13 protein-coding genes and 1 pseudogene are annotated in these 16,687 nt (G+C 53.0%); 12 read left to right on the top strand and 2 right to left on the bottom strand.

The genetic code is table 11. The features are described 5' to 3' along the window. The 10 genes and pseudogenes from pbpC to ACUU1I_RS14440 all read left to right on the top strand — a co-directional run. Window positions 1–2,082: pseudogene (gene pbpC / locus ACUU1I_RS14485) on the top strand (peptidoglycan glycosyltransferase PbpC); the annotation flags it as partial. A gap of 149 nt (window positions 2,083–2,231) precedes the next feature. Next, window positions 2,232–2,663, top strand: coding sequence for a nucleoside-diphosphate kinase (gene ndk, locus ACUU1I_RS14480; RefSeq protein WP_000963837.1), 432 nt, complete (start codon window positions 2,232–2,234; stop codon window positions 2,661–2,663). Window positions 2,664–2,812: 149 nt separating this feature from the next. Further along, window positions 2,813–3,967 (top strand): bifunctional tRNA (adenosine(37)-C2)-methyltransferase TrmG/ribosomal RNA large subunit methyltransferase RlmN, encoded by a 1,155-nt coding sequence (locus ACUU1I_RS14475; protein WP_000003329.1) that lies wholly within the window; start codon window positions 2,813–2,815, stop codon window positions 3,965–3,967. A gap of 284 nt (window positions 3,968–4,251) precedes the next feature. Then, window positions 4,252–5,265, top strand: a complete 1,014-nt coding sequence (gene rodZ / locus ACUU1I_RS14470) for a cytoskeleton protein RodZ (protein ID WP_001090857.1) — start codon at window positions 4,252–4,254, stop codon at window positions 5,263–5,265. 26 nt (window positions 5,266–5,291) lie between these two features. After that, window positions 5,292–6,410: a flavodoxin-dependent (E)-4-hydroxy-3-methylbut-2-enyl-diphosphate synthase gene (gene ispG / locus ACUU1I_RS14465; RefSeq protein WP_000551818.1), complete on the top strand. Its 1,119-nt coding sequence runs from the start codon at window positions 5,292–5,294 to the stop codon at window positions 6,408–6,410. Between the two features lie 110 nt (window positions 6,411–6,520). Next, entirely contained in the window at window positions 6,521–7,795 is a 1,275-nt protein-coding gene (gene hisS, locus ACUU1I_RS14460) for a histidine--tRNA ligase (RefSeq protein ID WP_001107149.1), read from the top strand. 17 nt (window positions 7,796–7,812) lie between these two features. Then, window positions 7,813–8,433 carry an ancillary SecYEG translocon subunit YfgM gene (gene yfgM, locus ACUU1I_RS14455; protein WP_000409205.1) on the top strand — a complete coding sequence of 207 codons (621 nt, stop codon included), beginning with the start codon at window positions 7,813–7,815 and terminating at the stop codon, window positions 8,431–8,433. Between the two features lie 10 nt (window positions 8,434–8,443). Further along, complete coding sequence (gene bamB / locus ACUU1I_RS14450; protein ID WP_001177055.1) at window positions 8,444–9,622, top strand: outer membrane protein assembly factor BamB; 1,179 nt, start codon at window positions 8,444–8,446, stop codon at window positions 9,620–9,622. A 117-nt stretch (window positions 9,623–9,739) separates the two neighbouring features. Then, complete coding sequence (gene der / locus ACUU1I_RS14445) at window positions 9,740–11,212, top strand: ribosome biogenesis GTPase Der (RefSeq protein ID WP_000249410.1); 1,473 nt, start codon at window positions 9,740–9,742, stop codon at window positions 11,210–11,212. Between the two features lie 69 nt (window positions 11,213–11,281). Further along, window positions 11,282–11,497 carry a zinc ribbon domain-containing protein gene (locus ACUU1I_RS14440; protein ID WP_005047279.1) on the top strand — a complete coding sequence of 72 codons (216 nt, stop codon included), beginning with the start codon at window positions 11,282–11,284 and terminating at the stop codon, window positions 11,495–11,497. Here the strand turns inward: ACUU1I_RS14440 and xseA are convergent. Further along, complete coding sequence (xseA, locus tag ACUU1I_RS14435) at window positions 11,494–12,864, bottom strand: exodeoxyribonuclease VII large subunit (protein ID WP_000937938.1); 1,371 nt, start codon at window positions 12,862–12,864, stop codon at window positions 11,494–11,496. The two genes, ACUU1I_RS14440 and xseA, sit on opposite strands and share 4 nt — an antisense overlap. A gap of 161 nt (window positions 12,865–13,025) precedes the next feature. On the opposite strand from xseA, the gene guaB reads away from it, so the two are divergent. Then, on the top strand, window positions 13,026–14,492 hold the full coding sequence (gene guaB, locus ACUU1I_RS14430; protein ID WP_001299507.1) for an IMP dehydrogenase: 1,467 nt from the start codon (window positions 13,026–13,028) through the stop codon (window positions 14,490–14,492). A 68-nt stretch (window positions 14,493–14,560) separates the two neighbouring features. Next, window positions 14,561–16,138, top strand: coding sequence for a glutamine-hydrolyzing GMP synthase (gene guaA / locus ACUU1I_RS14425; RefSeq protein WP_000138260.1), 1,578 nt, complete (start codon window positions 14,561–14,563; stop codon window positions 16,136–16,138). A gap of 94 nt (window positions 16,139–16,232) precedes the next feature. Here guaA and ACUU1I_RS14420 read toward each other — a convergent pair. Next, window positions 16,233–16,687, bottom strand: a 455-nt coding sequence (locus ACUU1I_RS14420; protein WP_449144849.1) for a DUF5384 family protein, incomplete at its 5' end; no start/stop codon positions are given.

Below are 16,687 nucleotides of genomic sequence, written 5' to 3'. Positions count from 1 at the left end.
TGAAGCGCTGATCAATTATGAAGATCGCTGGTTCTGGAAGCATCCGGGGGTTAATCCATTCTCGGTGGCGCGCGCAGCATGGCAAGATCTCACTTCGGGACGGGTTATTTCCGGTGGCAGCACGCTCACTATGCAGGTTGCTCGTCTGCTTGATCCTCACCCCAAAACATTTGGTGGCAAAATTCTCCAGCTCTGGCGCGCGTTGCAACTGGAGTGGCATTTGTCTAAGCGTGAAATTCTGATCTTGTATCTTAACCGCGCTCCGTTTGGCGTTACGTTGCAGGGGATCGGTGCGGCAAGTTGGGCTTATCTCGGAAAATCGCCTGCGAATTTAAGCTATTCCGAGGCGGCAATGCTGGCGGTGTTACCGCAAGTGCCCAGCCGACTGCGCCCGGATCGTTGGCCGGAGCGTGCCGAAGCCGCGCGTAATAAAGTGCTCGAACGGATGGCTGCGCAAGGTGTGTGGTCCCGTGAGCAGGTAAAAGAGTCAAGGGAAGAACCCATCTGGCTGGCACCCCGACAAATGCCGCAACTGGCACCGCTGTTTTCGCGCATGATGCTCGGTAAAAGCAAAAGCGACAAAATCGTTACTACGCTGGATGCCGGTCTTCAACGACGTCTGGAAGAACTGGCGCAAACTGGAAAGGGCGGTTGCCACCGCGCAGCTCACTGGCGATGATCGTGGTTAATCATACCGATATGCGTGTTCGCGGCTGGGTGGGATCGGTTGATCTCAACGATGATTCACGCTTTGGTCATGTTGATATGGTCAATGCGATCCGATCGCCAGGATCGGTGCTCAAACCGTTTGTTTATGGTCTGGCGCTGGATGAAGGCTTGATCCACCCGGCATCACTGCTGCAAGACGTCCCCCGGCGCACCGGTGATTATCGACCAGGTAACTTTGATAGCGGTTTTCATGGCCCGATCAACATGAGCGAGGCGCTGGTGCGCTCGCTGAACTTACCTGCTGTGCAGGTGCTGGAAGCCTATGGACCGAAACGGTTTGCGGCAAAGTTACGCAATGTTGGATTGCCGTTATATTTGCCCAACGGCGCTGCGCCGAATCTTTCACTCATTCTCGGCGGCGCTGGTGCAAAACTGGAAGATATGGCGGCAGCGTATACCGCGTTTGCTCGCCACGGCAAGGCAGGCAAATTGCGCTTACAGCCTGACGATCCGCTGCTTGAACGGCCTTTAATGTCGTCGGGGGCGGCGTGGATCATTCGCCGGATTATGGCTGATGAAGCGCAACCCTTGCCGGATAGTGCCTTGCCGCGCGTCGCCCCACTGGCATGGAAAACGGGCACCAGCTATGGCTATCGTGACGCCTGGGCGATTGGGGTTAACGCTCGCTATGTCATTGGGATCTGGACTGGCAGACCTGACGGCACGCCCGTTGTTGGTCAGTTTGGCTTTGCCAGTGCCGTACCATTGTTGAATCAGGTCAATAATATCTTACTGTCGCGCAGTGCGAATCTGCCGGAAGACCCGCGCCCGAACTCAGTCACTCGTGGCGTTATCTGCTGGCCGGGCGGACAGTCTTTGCCGGAAGGTGACGGTAACTGTCGCCGCCGCCTGGCAACCTGGCTGCTGGATGGCAGCCAGCCGCCAACGCTGTTACTGTCAGAGCAGGAAGGGATTAATGGCATTCGCTTCCCCATCTGGCTGGATGACAAAGGGCAGCGCGTCGCCGCTGACTGCCCGCAGGCGAAGCAAGAAATGGTAAATGTCTGGCCGCTACCGCTGGAACCCTGGCTGCCCGCATCAGAACGTCGCGCTGTGCGCTTACCACCGGCCTCGACAATTTGCCCGCCATACGGTCACGATGCCCAGCTCCCTCTGCAGCTGACAGGCGTTCGCGATGGCGCGATTATTAAACGTTTACCGGGCGCAGCGGAAGCGACTTTGCCGTTGCAATCAAGTGGAGGGGCAGGTGAACGCTGGTGGTTTCTGAATGGCGAACCGTTAACTGAACGCGGGCGCAACGTGACCCTGCATTTGACGGATAAAGGTGATTATCAATTGCTGGTGATGGATGATGTGGGGCAAATCGCGACAGTGAAATTTGTCATGCAATAGTCTGTTTTGTCCCTGATTGTTGCTAAAACTCATTTTATTTTAAAAAAAATGTTACCTTCATCAATAGTCAACGGCCCTGTTGCTCATTATAATCCGCGCCATCTCGTACGCTGGTACAGACAACAACAGAACAATTTACAGAGGTAAAAATGGCTATTGAACGTACTTTTTCCATCATCAAACCGAACGCGGTAGCAAAAAACGTCATTGGTAATATCTTTGCGCGCTTTGAAGCTGCAGGGTTCAAAATTGTCGGCACCAAAATGCTGCACCTGACCGTTGAACAGGCACGTGGCTTTTATGCTGAACACGATGGAAAACCGTTCTTTGATGGTCTGGTTGAATTCATGACCTCTGGCCCGATCGTGGTTTCCGTGCTGGAAGGTGAAAACGCCGTTCAGCGTCACCGCGATCTGCTGGGCGCGACCAATCCGGCAAACGCACTGGCTGGTACTCTGCGCGCTGATTACGCTGACAGCCTGACCGAAAACGGTACCCACGGTTCTGATTCCGTCGAATCTGCCGCTCGCGAAATCGCTTATTTCTTCGGCGAAGGCGAAGTGTGCCCGCGCACCCGTTAATAATTTCGTAAATGCCGCGTGCAAACGTGGCATCCGTGCGCCAGAATTTGTACAATGCAGCGCCCCCGGACGAGCAGCCGCTCACCGGGGCGTTTCTTTTTTCAACCCTCCAGGGGCCATAACGTGTAATAACGAGGCCGGAATAGCATATGTCTGAACAATTAGTCACACCTGAAAACGTCACCACGAAAGATGGAAAAATCAACCTGCTGGATCTCAACCGTCAGCAGATGCGGGAGTTTTTTAAAGATTTAGGTGAAAAAACCTTCCGCGCCGATCAGGTGATGAAGTGGATGTATCACTATTGCTGCGACAACTTTGATGAGATGACCGACATCAACAAAGTGTTGCGCGGCAAACTGAAAGAGGTGGCGGAAATCCGCGCACCGGAAGTGGTTGAAGAACAGCGTTCATCCGACGGCACCATTAAATGGGCGATCGCCGTTGGCGATCAGCGCGTCGAAACGGTGTATATCCCGGAAGACGACCGTGCCACGCTCTGCGTCTCTTCGCAGGTGGGGTGTGCGCTGGAGTGTAAATTCTGTTCCACCGCCCAGCAGGGCTTTAACCGCAACCTGCGGGTATCGGAAATTATTGGCCAGGTGTGGCGTGCGGCGAAAATCGTCGGCGCAGCAAAAGTCACCGGTCAGCGCCCAATCACTAACGTCGTGATGATGGGCATGGGCGAGCCGCTGCTCAACCTGAACAACGTCGTTCCGGCGATGGAAATCATGCTTGATGATTTCGGTTTTGGCCTGTCTAAACGTCGCGTGACGCTTTCCACTTCCGGTGTAGTTCCGGCGCTGGATAAACTGGGCGATATGATCGACGTTGCACTGGCAATTTCCCTGCACGCGCCGAACGACGAAATTCGTGACGAAATTGTGCCGATCAACAAAAAGTACAATATCGAAACGTTCCTTGCTGCGGTGCGCCGTTATCTGGAGAAATCCAACGCCAATCAGGGCCGAGTCACTATTGAATACGTGATGCTTGACCACGTTAACGACGGCACTGAACACGCGCACCAACTGGCGGAACTGCTGAAAGATACGCCGTGTAAGATCAACCTGATCCCGTGGAACCCGTTCCCGGGCGCGCCGTATGGACGCAGTTCGAACAGCCGTATCGACCGTTTCTCAAAAGTGCTGATGAGCTACGGTTTCACCACTATTGTGCGTAAAACGCGTGGTGATGATATCGATGCTGCCTGTGGTCAGTTGGCGGGCGATGTTATCGACCGTACGAAACGTACTCTGCGTAAACGGATGCAGGGTGAAGCCATCGATATTAAAGCGGTCTGATAGCCATTACGCCACGGTTACTTTATGTACCGTGGCGTAATCTTTTATGAATGAAGTATTAAGTTGCAATTGTCTGGTCAATATTAACGGTGCGTTTTTGCTGACTTTAAGGCAGTATGTAACGATGCAACAGTAAGTTAGCCTCAGTGAATGTGGGCTTTGTCACGAGCACACAGACGGTCTTATACTGTATGATAACGGTTAACTTAACGGATGTTTCGCGGTGTGGGTGAGCATGATGGTTCACCGGCATCTCAATTCTCATTTAAACGTACCTGCAGCGAATGAATACTGAAGCCACGCACGACCAAAATGAAGCACTTACTACCGGCGCTCGCCTGCGTAATGCTCGCGAACAACTAGGACTTAGTCAGCAGGCCGTTGCCGAGCGACTTTGCCTGAAGGTTTCCACGGTACGCGACATTGAAGAAGATAAGGCACCCGCCGATCTTGCTTCAACATTCCTGCGCGGATATATCCGCTCTTATGCGCGTCTGGTACATATTCCAGAAGAAGAACTGCTGCCAGGGCTGGAAAAGCAGGCTCCACTTCGGGCTGCAAAAGTTGCGCCAATGCAGAGTTTTTCCCTCGGTAAACGCCGCAAAAAACGCGACGGCTGGCTGATGACCTTCACCTGGCTGGTGTTGTTTGTGGTTATCGGCCTGAGCGGTGCCTGGTGGTGGCAAGACCACAAAGCTCAGCAGGAAGAGATCACCACTATGGCCGATCAATCTTCGGCGGAACTGAGCAGTAATAGCGAGCAGGGGCAGAGTGTTCCGTTAAATACGTCGACAACTACAGACCCGGCTACAACGTCCACGCCGCCAGCGTCTGTGGATACTACCGCAACCAACACGCAAACACCTGCCGTAACTGCGCCAGCACCAGCTGTTGATCCGCAACAGAATGCGGTTGTTTCGCCTTCGCAGGCAAATGTTGATACCGCCGCGACCCCGGTACCAACGGCAGCAACAACGCCAGATGGTGCTGCGCCGTTGCCAACCGATCAGGCTGGCGTGACCACGCCGGCGGCTGATCCGAATGCGCTGGTGATGAACTTTACTGCCGATTGCTGGCTGGAGGTCACTGATGCTACCGGTAAAAAATTGTTTAGCGGGATGCAGCGTAAAGACGGTAATTTGAATTTAACCGGCCAGGCACCGTATAAACTGAAAATTGGTGCGCCAGCCGCAGTACAGATCCAGTATCAAGGGAAACCTGTCGATCTGAGTCGTTTTATCAGAACTAACCAGGTTGCGCGTCTGACCCTCAATGCCGAACAATCACCGGCGCAGTAACAGACGGGTAACGCGGGAGATTTTTCATGCATAACCAGGCTCCAATTCAACGTAGAAAATCAACACGTATTTACGTTGGGAATGTGCCGATTGGCGATGGTGCTCCCATCGCCGTACAGTCCATGACCAATACGCGTACGACAGATGTCGAAGCAACGGTCAATCAAATCAAGGCGCTGGAACGCGTTGGCGCTGATATCGTCCGTGTCTCCGTACCGACGATGGACGCGGCAGAAGCGTTCAAACTCATCAAACAGCGGGTTAACGTGCCGCTGGTGGCTGACATCCACTTCGACTATCGCATTGCGCTGAAAGTAGCGGAATACGGCGTCGATTGTCTGCGTATTAACCCTGGTAATATCGGTAATGAAGAGCGTATTCGCATGGTGGTTGACTGTGCGCGCGATAAAAACATTCCGATCCGTATTGGCGTTAACGCCGGATCGCTGGAAAAAGATCTGCAAGAAAAGTATGGCGAACCGACGCCGCAGGCGTTGCTGGAATCCGCCATGCGTCATGTTGATCATCTCGATCGCCTGAACTTCGATCAGTTCAAAGTCAGCGTGAAAGCGTCTGACGTCTTCCTCGCTGTTGAGTCTTATCGTTTGCTGGCAAAACAGATCGATCAGCCGCTGCATCTGGGGATCACCGAAGCCGGTGGTGCACGCAGCGGGGCAGTAAAATCCGCCATTGGTTTAGGTCTGCTGCTGTCGGAAGGCATCGGCGACACGCTGCGCGTATCGCTGGCGGCCGATCCGGTCGAAGAGATCAAAGTCGGTTTCGATATTTTGAAATCGCTGCGTATCCGTTCGCGAGGGATTAACTTCATCGCCTGCCCGACCTGTTCGCGTCAGGAATTTGATGTTATCGGTACGGTTAACGCGCTGGAGCAACGCCTGGAAGATATCATCACTCCGATGGACGTTTCGATTATCGGCTGCGTGGTGAATGGCCCAGGTGAGGCGCTGGTTTCTACACTCGGCGTCACCGGCGGCAACAAGAAAAGCGGCCTCTATGAAGATGGCGTGCGCAAAGACCGTCTGGACAACAACGATATGATCGACCAGCTGGAAGCACGCATTCGTGCGAAAGCCAGTCAGCTGGACGAAGCGCGTCGAATTGACGTTCAGCAGGTTGAAAAATAATAACGTGATGGGAAGCGCCTCGCTTCCCGTGTATGATTGAACCCGCATGGCTCCCGAAACATTGAGGGAAGCGTTGAGGGTTCATTTTTATATTCAGAAAGAGAATAAACGTGGCAAAAAACATTCAAGCCATTCGCGGCATGAACGATTACCTGCCTGGCGAAACGGCCATCTGGCAGCGCATTGAAGGCACACTGAAAAACGTGCTCGGCAGCTACGGTTACAGTGAAATCCGCTTGCCGATTGTAGAGCAGACCCCGCTATTCAAACGTGCGATTGGTGAAGTCACCGACGTGGTTGAAAAAGAGATGTACACCTTTGAGGATCGCAATGGCGACAGCCTGACTCTGCGCCCTGAAGGGACGGCGGGCTGTGTACGCGCCGGCATCGAGCATGGTCTTCTGTACAATCAGGAACAGCGTCTGTGGTATATCGGGCCGATGTTCCGTCACGAGCGTCCGCAGAAAGGGCGTTATCGTCAGTTCCATCAGTTGGGCTGCGAAGTTTTCGGTCTGCAAGGTCCGGATATCGACGCTGAACTGATTATGCTCACTGCCCGCTGGTGGCGTGCGCTGGGTATCTTCGAACACGTAACTCTTGAGCTGAATTCTATCGGTTCGCTGGAAGCACGCGCCAATTACCGCGATGCGCTGGTGGCATTCCTTGAGCAGCATAAAGAAAAGCTGGACGAAGACTGCAAACGCCGCATGTACACTAACCCGCTGCGCGTGCTGGATTCAAAAAATCCGGAAGTGCAGGCGCTTCTCAACGACGCTCCGGCATTAGGTGATTATCTGGACGAGGAATCTCGTGAGCATTTTGCCGGTCTGTGCAAACTGCTGGAGAGCGCGGGGATCGCTTACACCGTAAACCAGCGTCTGGTGCGTGGTCTGGATTACTATAACCGTACCGTTTTCGAGTGGGTGACTAACAGTCTCGGCTCCCAGGGCACCGTGTGTGCAGGCGGTCGTTATGACGGTCTTGTGGAACAACTGGGCGGTCGTGCAACACCGGCTGTCGGTTTTGCGATGGGCCTCGAACGTCTTGTATTGTTAGTACAGGCCGTTAATCCGGAATTTAAAGCCGATCCTGTTGTCGATATATACCTGGTGGCTTCAGGTGCTGATACACAATCTGCGGCTATGGCATTAGCTGAGCGTCTGCGTGATGAATTACTGGGCGTGAAATTGATGACCAACCACGGCGGCGGCAACTTTAAGAAACAGTTTGCCCGTGCTGATAAATGGGGTGCCCGCGTTGCTGTGGTGCTGGGTGAGTCTGAAGTGGCTAACGGCACAGCAGTAGTGAAGGATTTGCGCTCTGGTGAGCAAACGGCAGTTGCGCAGGATAGCGTAGCCGCGCATTTGCGCACGTTACTGGGTTAAGGAAGGAGAAGGACAGCGTGGAAATTTACGAGAACGAAAACGACCAGGTAGAAGCGGTTAAACGCTTTTTTGCTGAAAATGGCAAAGCACTGGCTGTTGGGGTGATTTTGGGCGTTGGCGCACTGATTGGCTGGCGCTACTGGAACAGCCATCAGGTTGATTCTGCACGCTCCGCTTCTCTTGCCTATCAAAATGCGGTTACCGCAGTGAGCGAAGGCAAACCGGATAGCATCCCGGCGGCGGAAAAATTTGCTGCTGAAAATAAAAATACTTATGGTGCGCTGGCTTCTTTGGAACTTGCGCAGCAATTTGTTGACAAAAATGAACTAGAGAAAGCTGCCGCCCAGTTACAACAGGGGCTGGCAGACACGAGCGATGAAAATCTCAAAGCCGTGATAAATCTGCGTCTTGCTCGCGTTCAGGTACAGCTCAAGCAGGCTGATGCCGCGCTGAAAACCCTTGATACCATCAAAGGTGAAGGGTGGGCTGCCATTGTTGCCGACCTGCGTGGTGAAGCATTGCTGAGCAAAGGTGATAAGCAAGGTGCGCGTAGTGCATGGGAAGCAGGCGTGAAAAGCGATGTTACTCCGGCACTGAGCGAAATGATGCAGATGAAAATTAATAATTTGTCCATCTGAGAGGGACCCGATGCAATTGCGTAAATTACTGCTGCCAGGACTGCTTTCCGTTACCCTTTTAAGCGGCTGTTCGCTGTTTAACAGCGAAGAAGATGTGGTAAAGATGTCCCCATTGCCAACCGTTGAAAACCAGTTTACGCCGACCACGGCGTGGAGCACTTCCGTTGGTAGCGGCATTGGCAACTTCTATTCCAATCTTCATCCGGCACTGGCGGACAACGTTGTCTATGCAGCGGACCGCGCTGGTTTGGTAAAAGCGCTGAATGCGGATGATGGCAAAGAAATCTGGTCTGTCAGCCTGGCCGAGAAAGATGGCTGGTTCTCTAAAGAGCCTGCATTACTTTCTGGCGGTGTGACCGTGTCTGGTGGGCATGTCTACATTGGCAGCGAAAAGGCGCAGGTTTACGCGCTGAATACCAGCGATGGTACTGTGGCATGGCAAACTACAGTCGCGGGTGAAGCACTTTCGCGCCCGGTGGTCAGCGACGGTCTGGTGTTAATCCACACCAGTAACGGTCAGTTACAAGCGCTGAACGAAGCTGACGGCGCTGTCAAATGGACAGTTAACCTCGATATGCCTTCGCTCTCTTTGCGTGGCGAGTCTGCGCCGGCAACGGCTTTTGGTGCGGCTGTCGTGGGTGGCGATAATGGTCGCGTCAGCGCAGTGCTGATGGAACAGGGCCAGATGATTTGGCAGCAGCGTATTTCCCAGGCGACCGGTTCTACCGAAATTGACCGTCTGAGCGATGTTGACACGACTCCCGTCGTTGTTAACGGCGTTGTTTTCGCGCTGGCCTATAATGGTAACCTGACGGCGCTTGATCTGCGCAGTGGTCAGATTATGTGGAAACGCGAACTGGGTTCGGTGAATGATTTCATCGTCGATGGCAATCGCATCTATCTGGTCGATCAAAATGACCGGGTGATGGCGTTGACCATTGATGGCGGCGTTACGCTGTGGGCACAAAGCGATCTGCTGCATCGCCTGCTGACTTCTCCGGTGCTGTATAATGGCAACCTGGTGGTCGGTGACAGTGAAGGTTATCTGCACTGGATTAACGTCGAAGATGGTCGTTTCGTTGCCCAGCAAAAAGTTGATAGTTCCGGTTTCCAGACTGAACCGGTTGCCGCTGACGGCAAACTGCTGATCCAGGCAAAAGACGGAACCGTGTACTCTATTACACGTTAATCGTCTCTGTCGTTCACTTTGAAAACGGCTCCTGGACAGGGGCCGTTTTCCTGTTTTTAACAACGACGCGAATATAGCGTGCGTTGTCTGATGATTTATAAAAATGAGGCTTTAAACATGGTACCTGTGGTCGCGCTTGTCGGGCGCCCTAACGTAGGAAAATCCACGTTATTTAACCGTCTAACTCGCACCCGAGATGCGCTGGTTGCGGATTTCCCGGGTCTGACTCGTGACCGTAAGTACGGTCGTGCGGAAATTGAAGGCCGTGAGTTTATCTGTATTGATACCGGCGGGATTGATGGCACAGAAGACGGTGTAGAAACCCGCATGGCGGAACAGTCGCTGCTGGCGATTGAAGAAGCGGACGTCGTACTGTTTATGGTGGATGCGCGCGCGGGCCTGATGCCGGCAGATGAAGCGATTGCCAAACATCTGCGCTCCCGTGAAAAACCGACCTTCCTGGTGGCAAACAAAACTGACGGTCTGGATCCCGATCAGGCAGTGGTTGATTTCTACTCGCTTGGTTTAGGTGAAATCTACCCGATCGCCGCGTCTCACGGTCGTGGCGTATTAAGTCTGCTGGAGCATGTGCTGCTGCCGTGGATGGAAGATCTCGCACCGCAAGAGGAAGTCGACGAAGACGCTGAATACTGGGCGCAATTTGAAGCGGAAGAGAACGGCGAAGAAGAAGAGGAAGACGACTTCGACCCGCAAAGTCTGCCGATCAAACTGGCGATTGTGGGTCGTCCGAACGTAGGTAAGTCTACACTCACTAACCGTATTCTTGGAGAAGAGCGCGTTGTTGTTTACGACATGCCTGGCACGACGCGTGACAGCATCTACATCCCAATGGAACGCGATGGACGTGAGTATGTGCTCATTGACACCGCTGGCGTACGTAAACGCGGCAAAATCACCGATGCTGTAGAGAAATTCTCCGTAATCAAAACGTTGCAGGCCATTGAAGACGCCAACGTGGTGATGTTAGTGATTGATGCGCGCGAAGGTATTTCCGATCAGGATCTCTCGCTGCTGGGCTTTATTCTCAATAGTGGGCGCTCACTTGTCATTGTGGTGAATAAGTGGGATGGCCTGAGCCAGGAAGTGAAAGAGCAGGTGAAAGAAACGCTGGACTTCCGTCTGGGCTTTATCGATTTTGCTCGTGTGCACTTTATCTCTGCCTTGCACGGCAGTGGTGTTGGTAACTTGTTTGAATCAGTACGTGAAGCGTATGACAGCTCCACCCGTCGTGTGGGGACCTCTATGCTGACGCGCATCATGACGATGGCTGTTGAAGATCACCAACCGCCGCTGGTACGCGGTCGTCGTGTGAAGCTGAAATATGCCCACGCTGGTGGTTATAACCCGCCGATTGTGGTGATTCACGGTAATCAGGTGAAAGACCTGCCTGATTCCTACAAGCGCTACTTGATGAACTACTTCCGCAAATCGCTGGACGTAATGGGATCGCCGATTCGTATTCAGTTCAAAGAAGGGGAAAACCCGTATGCGAACAAGCGTAACACCCTGACGCCAACCCAGATGCGTAAACGTAAGCGTCTGATGAAGCACATCAAGAAAAATAAATAATTATCCGTAAGTATTTTATCTGCCATTCCCTCTATGAATGTAGAGGGAATGGCTACCGGAGGAATTCATATGGAACTGCATTGTCCAAAATGTCAGCATGTGCTTGATCAGGATAACGGCCATGCGCGTTGCCCATCCTGCGGGGAATTTATTGAAATGAAAGCTCTTTGTCCAGACTGCCATCAACCGTTGCAGGTGTTAAAAGCCTGCGGTGCAGTAGATTACTTCTGTCAGCACGGGCATGGCTTGATATCGAAAAAACGCGTTGAATTCGTGCTGGCTTAATGAACCTTTTTACGCGATTTTTTTACCGGCTGGATGTTTTTTACTTCACTTTCTATCCAGCCGTCTTCCAGACGTGTGGTTAGCATTTCACCCGCTTTAACTTGCTTCACTTTTTTCAGTACATTGCCGTCAGTAGCAGTAGTAACGCTGTATCCACGCGCCAGCGTTGACAGTGGGCTTACGGCTTCGAGGTGCGTTACTGCATTACCGAAACGTTCACGCGTGGCGCTAAGCTGTGCGCGCAGGATTTCTGCTAAACGATATTCCAGTTGCTGAATGCGCGTTTGCGTGCGATGAATCTTCGGCTGTGGATTTTGCTGATTCAGCCGCTGTGTTAATCGCTGCTGCTGTTGCCCGGCACGCTTAAGCTGATTTTCCAGCGCAAAGCTCATCCGTTTTTGCAGGCGTTCAAGCATGGTTTGCTGGCGTGCCAGCCGGAGCTGCGGATGCTGCTGCTGCAAGCGATGATGAATCTGCGTAAAGCGACGCGTACGGTTGGCGAGATAATAATCCATCGCCATCTCCAGCCGTTGACGGGCCGATTGCACCTGGCGCAGTAACTCTTGCTGATTACGGCTCACTACTTCAGCGGCGGCAGACGGCGTTGGCGCACGCAGATCGGCAACAAAATCGGCAATGGTCACATCCGTCTCATGCCCGACGGCGCTGACGACCGGAATGCGGCTGGCAAAAATCGCCCGCGCTACGCGTTCGTCGTTAAAACTCCATAAATCTTCCAGCGAACCGCCGCCGCGCCCAACGATCAACACGTCGCACTCATTGCGCTGATTCGCCAGTTCAATGGCGCGAACAATTTGCCCCGGCGCGTCATCGCCCTGAACGGAGGTGGGGTAGATGATCACCGGTAGAGAAGGATCGCGACGTTTTAACACATGCAAAATATCATGTAGCGCAGCACCGGTTTTTGAGGTGATCACACCAACGCAATGCGCAGGGGAGGGAAGTGGTTTTTTGTATTGCTGATCGAACAAACCTTCAGCCTGCAACTTCGCTTTGAGCTGTTCGTACTTCTGTTGCAGCAGCCCTTCACCGGCCGGCTGCATACTCTCAACGATTATCTGGTAGTCGCCGCGCGGCTCGTAGAGCGTAATATTGGCGCGAACTAAAACTTGTTGCCCATGCTGCGGACGGAAGGTGACCCGGCGGTTGCTGTTGCGGAACATCGCGCAGCGTACCTGGGCGGTGTCGTCTTTGAGTGTAAAGTACCAGTGACCGGAAGCCGGTTGTGTGAAATTAGAGATTTCGCCGCTGATCCAAACCTGTCCCATCTCATGCTCAAGCAGCAGACGAACCGTTTGATTCAGGCGACTAACGGTAAAAATTGCAGGGGATTGAGAAGGTAACATGTGAGCGAGATCAAATTCTAAATCAGCAGGTTATTCAGTCGATAGTAACCCGCCCTTCGGGGATAGCAAGCATTTTTTGCAAAAAGGGGTAGATGCAATCGGTTACGCTCTGTATAATGCCGCGGCAATATTTATTAACCACTCTGGTCGAGATATTGCCCATGCTACGTATCGCTAAAGAAGCTCTGACGTTTGACGACGTTCTCCTCGTTCCTGCTCATTCTACCGTTCTGCCGAATACTGCTGACCTCAGCACCCAGCTGACGAAAACTATTCGTCTGAATATCCCTATGCTTTCCGCAGCAATGGATACCGTAACGGAAGCGCGCCTGGCTATTGCTCTGGCTCAGGAAGGCGGTATCGGCTTTATCCACAAAAACATGTCCATTGAACGCCAGGCAGAAGAAGTTCGCCGTGTGAAAAAACACGAATCTGGTGTGGTGACTGATCCGCAGACTGTTCTGCCAACCACGACGCTGCGCGAAGTGAAAGAACTGACCGAGCGTAACGGTTTTGCGGGCTATCCGGTCGTTACCGAAGAAAACGAACTGGTGGGTATTATCACCGGTCGTGACGTGCGTTTTGTTACCGACCTGAACCAGCCGGTTAGCGTTTACATGACGCCGAAAGAGCGTCTGGTCACCGTGCGTGAAGGTGAAGCCCGTGAAGTGGTGCTGGCAAAAATGCACGAAAAACGCGTTGAAAAAGCGCTGGTGGTTGATGACGAATTCCACCTGATCGGCATGATCACCGTGAAAGACTTCCAGAAAGCGGAACGTAAACCGAACGCCTGTAAAGACGAGCAAGGCCGTCTGCGTGTTGGTGCTGCAGTTGGCGCAGGTGCGGGTAACGAAGAGCGTGTTGACGCGCTGGTTGCCGCTGGCGTTGACGTTCTGCTGATCGACTCCTCCCACGGTCACTCAGAAGGCGTTTTGCAGCGTATCCGTGAAACCCGTGCTAAATATCCGGATCTGCAAATCATCGGCGGCAACGTGGCAACAGCTGCAGGTGCACGCGCTTTGGCAGAAGCTGGTTGCAGCGCGGTTAAAGTCGGTATCGGCCCTGGTTCTATCTGTACGACTCGTATCGTTACTGGCGTAGGTGTTCCGCAGATCACTGCCGTTGCTGACGCAGTTGAAGCCCTGGAAGGCACCGGTATTCCGGTTATCGCAGATGGTGGTATTCGCTTCTCCGGCGACATCGCCAAAGCTATCGCCGCTGGCGCAAGCGCGGTGATGGTAGGTTCCATGCTGGCGGGTACTGAAGAATCTCCGGGTGAAATCGAACTCTACCAGGGCCGTTCTTATAAATCTTACCGTGGTATGGGTTCCCTGGGCGCGATGTCCAAAGGTTCCTCTGACCGTTATTTCCAGAGCGATAACGCTGCCGACAAACTGGTGCCGGAAGGTATCGAAGGTCGCGTAGCTTATAAAGGTCGCCTGAAAGAGATCATTCACCAGCAGATGGGCGGCCTGCGCTCCTGTATGGGTCTGACCGGCTGTGGTACTATCGACGAACTGCGTACTAAAGCGGAGTTTGTACGTATCAGCGGTGCGGGCATTCAGGAAAGCCACGTTCACGACGTGACCATTACTAAAGAGTCCCCGAACTACCGTCTGGGCTCCTGATTCTCTTCGCCCGACTTCATGTCGGGCGATTTATATTATCTGTTTCACTTGCCTCGGAATAAGCGTCAATGACGGAAAACATTCATAAGCATCGCATCCTCATTCTGGACTTCGGTTCTCAGTACACTCAACTGGTTGCGCGCCGCGTGCGTGAGCTGGGTGTTTACTGCGAACTGTGGGCGTGGGATGTGACAGAAGCACAAATTCGTGACTTCAATCCAAGCGGCATTATTCTTTCCGGCGGCCCGGAAAGTACTACTGAAGAAAACAGTCCGCGTGCGCCGCAGTATGTCTTTGAAGCAGGCGTACCGATATTCGGCGTTTGCTATGGCATGCAGACCATGGCAATGCAGTTGGGCGGTCACGTTGAAGCCTCTAACGAACGTGAATTTGGCTACGCGCAGGTAGAAGTCGTAAACGACAGCGCACTGGTTCGCGGTATCGAAGATGCGCTGACCGCAGACGGTAAACCGCTGCTCGATGTCTGGATGAGCCACGGCGATAAAGTTACCGCTATCCCGTCCGACTTCGTCACCGTAGCCAGCACCGAAAGCTGCCCGTTTGCCATTATGGCTAACGAAGAAAAACGCTTCTATGGCGTACAGTTCCACCCGGAAGTGACTCACACCCGCCAGGGTATGCGCATGCTGGAGCGTTTTGTGCGTGATATCTGCCAGTGTGAAGCCCTGTGGACGCCAGCGAAAATTATCGACGATGCTGTAGCTCGCATCCGCGAGCAGGTAGGCGACGATAAAGTCATCCTCGGCCTCTCTGGTGGTGTGGATTCCTCCGTAACCGCAATGCTGCTGCACCGTGCTATCGGTAAAAACCTGACTTGCGTATTCGTCGACAACGGCCTGCTGCGTCTCAACGAAGCAGAGCAGGTTCTGGATATGTTTGGCGATCACTTTGGTCTTAACATTGTTCACGTACCGGCAGAAGATCGCTTCCTGTCAGCGCTGGCTGGCGAAAACGATCCGGAAGCAAAACGTAAAATCATCGGGCGCGTTTTCGTTGAAGTATTCGATGAAGAAGCGCAGAAACTGGAAGACGTGAAGTGGCTGGCGCAGGGCACCATCTACCCTGACGTTATCGAATCTGCGGCTTCTGCAACCGGTAAAGCACACGTCATCAAATCTCACCACAACGTGGGCGGCCTGCCGAAAGAGATGAAGATGGGCCTGGTTGAACCGCTGAAAGAGCTGTTCAAAGACGAAGTGCGTAAGATTGGTCTGGAGCTGGGCCTGCCGTACGACATGCTGTACCGTCATCCGTTCCCGGGACCAGGCCTTGGCGTTCGTGTTCTGGGTGAAGTGAAGAAAGAGTACTGTGACCTGCTGCGCCGTGCTGACGCCATCTTCATTGAAGAACTGCGTAAAGCGGACCTGTACGACAAAGTCAGCCAGGCGTTCACCGTCTTCCTGCCAGTACGTTCCGTTGGCGTAATGGGCGATGGTCGTAAGTATGACTGGGTTGTCTCTCTGCGTGCTGTCGAAACCATCGACTTTATGACCGCACACTGGGCGCATCTGCCGTACGATTTCCTCGGTCGCGTTTCCAACCGCATTATCAATGAAGTGAACGGTATTTCCCGCGTGGTGTATGACATCAGCGGCAAGCCGCCAGCTACCATTGAGTGGGAATGATTTTGATCCCTGCACTATGAATGAACAAAACCCTCCGTTACTACAGAGGGTTTTTTATCTTCAAGAATCATAGGCTTGAAGTTACTAACATCGATTAATTAAACCAGCTGTCCGATTTGTTCTCTTCTGCTTTGCCCACGCTTTTCATCAGATCGCGACCGCCTTCAGTCATATTTCTGTTTGCGTCAGCTTCAGATTGCACCACATCGGTTTGCGCAGCTTTGTGCTTCAGTTCCTGATCGATAAATTCGTTTTCGCGCTTAACGCGGGCTTCTTCTTTCGCCAGCGCCAGTTTTTGTTTCTGAATCTCTAAGCTGCGTAGCTCATCTTTATAACTTTGATCGCGTTTTTTGTCCGCAGTGGCTTCGGCGTCCAGTTTATCCTGACGAGCTTTCTTATTTGCCGCTGCCGTTGCCGCTCTTTTGTTCGCGGCGGCCTGGGCATTTGCGCGACGTTGCTTCTCTTGCTGGATTTCCCTGTTGCGCTCCGCGACCCATTCGTCATGCTGCCTTTGCTCTTCATTTTTACCTTGCTGTTCCGCTTCTGCGA

The sequence above is a fragment of the Shigella sp. SIG3 genome, from assembly GCF_053555855.1.
Note: the sequence above shows the minus strand (reverse complement) of the source record. Positions and strands in the feature narration are given on the sequence as shown.